This is a genomic window from Bacillus sp. GMa5/1 (assembly GCF_050172015.1).
Taxonomy (GTDB): Bacteria; Bacillota; Bacilli; order Bacillales; family Bacillaceae_G; genus Bacillus_A; species Bacillus_A cereus.
The window spans coordinates 1-3,715 of sequence record NZ_JBNLYC010000291.1; the positions used below are offsets into that span (position 1 = coordinate 1).

Here is a 3,715-nt window from a genome sequence, read left to right on the forward strand (position 1 = left end):
TGAATGTGGAAAAGTAAAGGAGAAAAATTTAAATAAACTATATAAGTAGTAAAAATGAAAAGGAGAAGTAGCTAGTGTTTAATATAAAAGAAAGATTGGGGCAAATAAAGCTTAAAACGAAGTTGTCTATGGCATTTATAGCAATATTAATTATACCAAGCCTTATCGTAGGAGTATCATCTTATAATAAAGCAAAAACAGATCTTAATGAAACAATTCTACAATCAGCAAAAGATAATATAAGTATTTTAGATAAGATTGTTGATGATGAATTAGAAAATAAGCATACAGATATCACTCATTTTGCAAAGGTACTCACACAAGGGGATTATAATCCTGAACAATCGCAAAATGTACAGAATAAATTTGATCAATATATACAGTTACATCCAGAGATAGAAACGATTTATACGGCATCCAGTAACAATCAATTTATTCATGCACCTGTTGGAAAAATACCAGAAGGGTTTAATCCGCTAGAAAGCAGTTGGTATAAGGATGCAGTAAAAGCAGATGGAGAGATTATTGTTTCATCTCCATATAAATCAAAGTCTACAGGAAATATGGTAATTGCAATTGCAAAGCAGAATGCAGATAAAAGTGGTGTCATTGGCGTAGATTTGAATATTAAAGATATCGTAAAAACATCCAAAATGATAAAAATTGGGAAGCAAGGATTTGTATCTATAGTTAGTCAAGATAAAACTATAGTTGTTCATCCATCACTAAAACCTGGAGAGAAATTAGATAAAACTTTAGTGGATGAATTGTACAAGACAGAAGATGGAGTAATTACTTATAGCCTCAATGGCGAAGATCGAAACATAAGCTTTAAGACAAATAAAAAAACAGGTTGGAAAATAGCTGGCGTAATGCCTACGAAAGAAATTGAAGAAGCTACCAATCCTATTTTTTATAAAACGCTCACTATAATAGGTGCTTCATTATTGTTAGGTGGAATTGTAATTCTATTCATACTCAAATCTATAATTACTCCACTAAGACAATTAGTCATTTCAGCTCAAAGAATTAGTCAAGGAGATTTAACCGAGAAAATAGATATTCGTTCAAAGGATGAACTTGGTCAATTAGGTGGTAGTTTCAATACAATGGCAGAGTCGTTACGTAATATTATTTCTCAAATTAACACATCTGCAGGACATGTAGCTGCGTCTTCTGAGGAACTAACTGCTAGTGTAGAGCAAGCAAGTGTTGCGACAGAACAAATTACAAAAGAGATGGAAGAAATCTCGAACAGTGCAGAGGTTCAAAATAATGAAGTTGAGTCTGGAGCTGAATTAATTGGTGAGGTAACACGAAATATTCAATACGTAGCTGAGAATGCTTCTGAAGTATCGGCTTCATCCATATACACTAAACAAAAAGCAAATGAAGGTGAACAATTAGTAGAACAAACTGTAACACAAATGCAGTCTATCCATCACTCTGTTTCTCAATCCGATAATGTCATAAAATTATTAGATAAGAAATCACAGCAAATTGGCAGTATATTAGAAGCGATTCAAAATATTGCGGAACAAACAAATTTATTAGCATTAAATGCAGCGATTGAAGCAGCTAGAGCTGGGGAACAGGGGAGAGGATTTGCAATTGTTGCCGATGAAGTTAGAAAGTTGGCGGAGCAATCATCCGGATCTTCAATGGAAATTGGAAGTTTAATTAAGGAAATACAAGCAGACGTACATGAGACTGTAAAAGCTATGAATGAAGTAGGCGTAGAAGTACAGTCGGGAATTAAAGTTGCTAACGATACAAAACAAAGTTTTTATGAGATTTCAAAATCTGCAAATGATATTGTGTCAAAAGTGCATGGTATGGTAAAACTATCTAATACAATGACTACTGATGCAATGAAAGTCGATACATCGATTGATCAAATAGCTATGGCTGTAAAAGAAAATTCTTCAAGTATGCAAACGATAGCTGGTTCATCTGAGGAACAACATGCTTCTATGGAAGAGATAAATTCTTCAGCAATACAATTAGCACAGATGGCGGAAGAACTTCAAGAGTTAATTGGTGGATTTAAGATTTAAGTTGAGATTCTAGGAGAGAATGCTAGAATCTTGTTACAGAGTGGAAATGAAAAATCTTATAACATAGTAAATAAGTATAATATGTACTCTCTATGCGTATTGAACAGGCAGATAAGCCATTTAAAAACCCTCCATTTGGAGGGTTTTTAAATACATTTACATTAAATTTGTGGTGGTGCACCACCATAATCGCCAACACTATATGAAGGAGCAGGATAATGCCCATGAGTAGCAAGCTGATCTGTTTTAGAAAACTGAAAAATTCCCACCGTTAATACCCCAATAAAAGCAATGCTTGATAATAATAAGCTAATTTTTTTCATTATTTTAACACTCCTTTTGCGATTGATTTTTGTCTTGCTTGATAACAAATATGGAAATAGTCACTTACTTTTTGGTGGTTCTCTAATTGTCTACATTTTGTGGCAAATAATTCGGCGTATTCGACAACATATTCCCATAATTCTTCTTCCTCAAAGTATAAGATTCCTTCTTGAATGATTTTTTCTAATTCTTCCAATGGAATATTTTCGTTTAATTTTTTTAAAATAGAGAAGTGGTGTGTATATTCTTCGTTATGAATCTCTCTGCAAATCTGTAGTCCCTTATCAATGAGTTGGCTGGCCGTTGATTGTTCTCCTAACTTATAATGTTCCTTAGCTTGTAGGAAGATGGCCTTGAAGTGTGTAGGGATTTTCTCTGTTACTTCTGAAAGGTGACGAATAGCTAAAGTAGACATACTTTGATCAGAATACAGCCACCCCATAGTATTTTTTACGTATAACAAGGAATCTTCTTCCCTATTTTTTTGTAGTAAATCAATTGCACAATGTAGATATTCTTCTGCTTGTTCGTACTGTTTTAAATAGATGCAGCAACCACCTAGTAAACTATTACAAAAGGCTGTTTTTACTTCATAACCTTCGTACTTTGAAAAGATTGCTCTCGATTTATTTGCGTATTCGATAGAAGCGAGATTGTTATAGGTATGGTGATAGAAAGTAGCAATTCTATAGTAAAATTCGGCGTGTTCAATTTCATCTGGTATAGCTACCAATATTTTTTCTGCTAGTTTATAATGTTCCTCTGCCTCAGTATAATTTGATATAAAAGTGGAATGAATGGATTTGAAAAAATGATAATAGAATTGTAGAAATTGATCTGTAGGCATATCATAATCGCTAATAGTATCAAAACTATTTTGTTGAATACCAAGGCTATCTGTTAAGACCTTGTAACGAAATTCGAGTAGTGAATAGTATAGTAACAAATTTTGATCCTGATGCTCTTGATTCGGTTCAATGCTTAACTTATTAATTTTTTCATCAATTTTCTTTTTTAGATTAGTAGCTTTTATAACTTGCTGAGATAGCATAGATCGATACCAGTCGTTCAATAGAGAGGTTAATTGCTCATTTCCTTTTACTGAGACACTCATAATATACGCCCCCATTTTCTAAAAAAATCCTAATCCAATTTAATTATAAACATCATAACAAAATAGAAGAAAAAATGGAGTGATATTACAATATTTTTCAAGAAAATTCATAAAAAACAATCAATTCGTGTCGAATATACGTAGAATAAAACATCCAAAAATAATCAAAAGATGATATGAGTCTTTATACGTTCTATTAGGTGAACTAAGAAACTGTGAT

Annotated in this window: 3 protein-coding genes; 1 reads left to right on the forward strand and 2 read right to left on the reverse strand. The window is 32.7% G+C overall.

Annotated elements, in window-relative coordinates; translation table 11 throughout:
• The first annotated feature begins 74 nt into the window (after positions 1 to 74).
• Complete coding sequence (locus tag ACQGSG_RS27510) at positions 75 to 2,057, forward strand: methyl-accepting chemotaxis protein (protein ID WP_202340285.1); 1,983 nt, start codon at positions 75 to 77, stop codon at positions 2,055 to 2,057.
• Positions 2,058 to 2,218: 161 nt separating this feature from the next.
• Here the strand turns inward: ACQGSG_RS27510 and ACQGSG_RS27515 are convergent, their stop codons facing one another.
• Complete coding sequence (locus ACQGSG_RS27515) at positions 2,219 to 2,380, reverse strand: hypothetical protein (RefSeq protein WP_000724116.1); 162 nt, start codon at positions 2,378 to 2,380, stop codon at positions 2,219 to 2,221.
• A complete protein-coding gene (locus ACQGSG_RS27520; protein WP_000116962.1) occupies positions 2,380 to 3,495 on the reverse strand; it encodes a Rap family tetratricopeptide repeat protein in 1,116 nt (371 codons plus the stop codon). The genes ACQGSG_RS27515 and ACQGSG_RS27520 overlap by 1 nt, the downstream gene beginning before the upstream one ends.
• Between the last annotated feature and the right edge of the window lie 220 nt (positions 3,496 to 3,715).

Bases quoted from the DNA above. Each gene is read 5' to 3' on its own strand.
- ACQGSG_RS27515 (WP_000724116.1), bottom strand. From the start codon at position 2,380: ATGAAAAAAATTAGCTTATTATTATCAAGCATTGCTTTTATTGGGGTA.
- ACQGSG_RS27520 (WP_000116962.1), bottom strand. From the start codon at position 3,495: ATGAGTGTCTCAGTAAAAGGAAATGAGCAATTAACCTCTCTATTGAAC.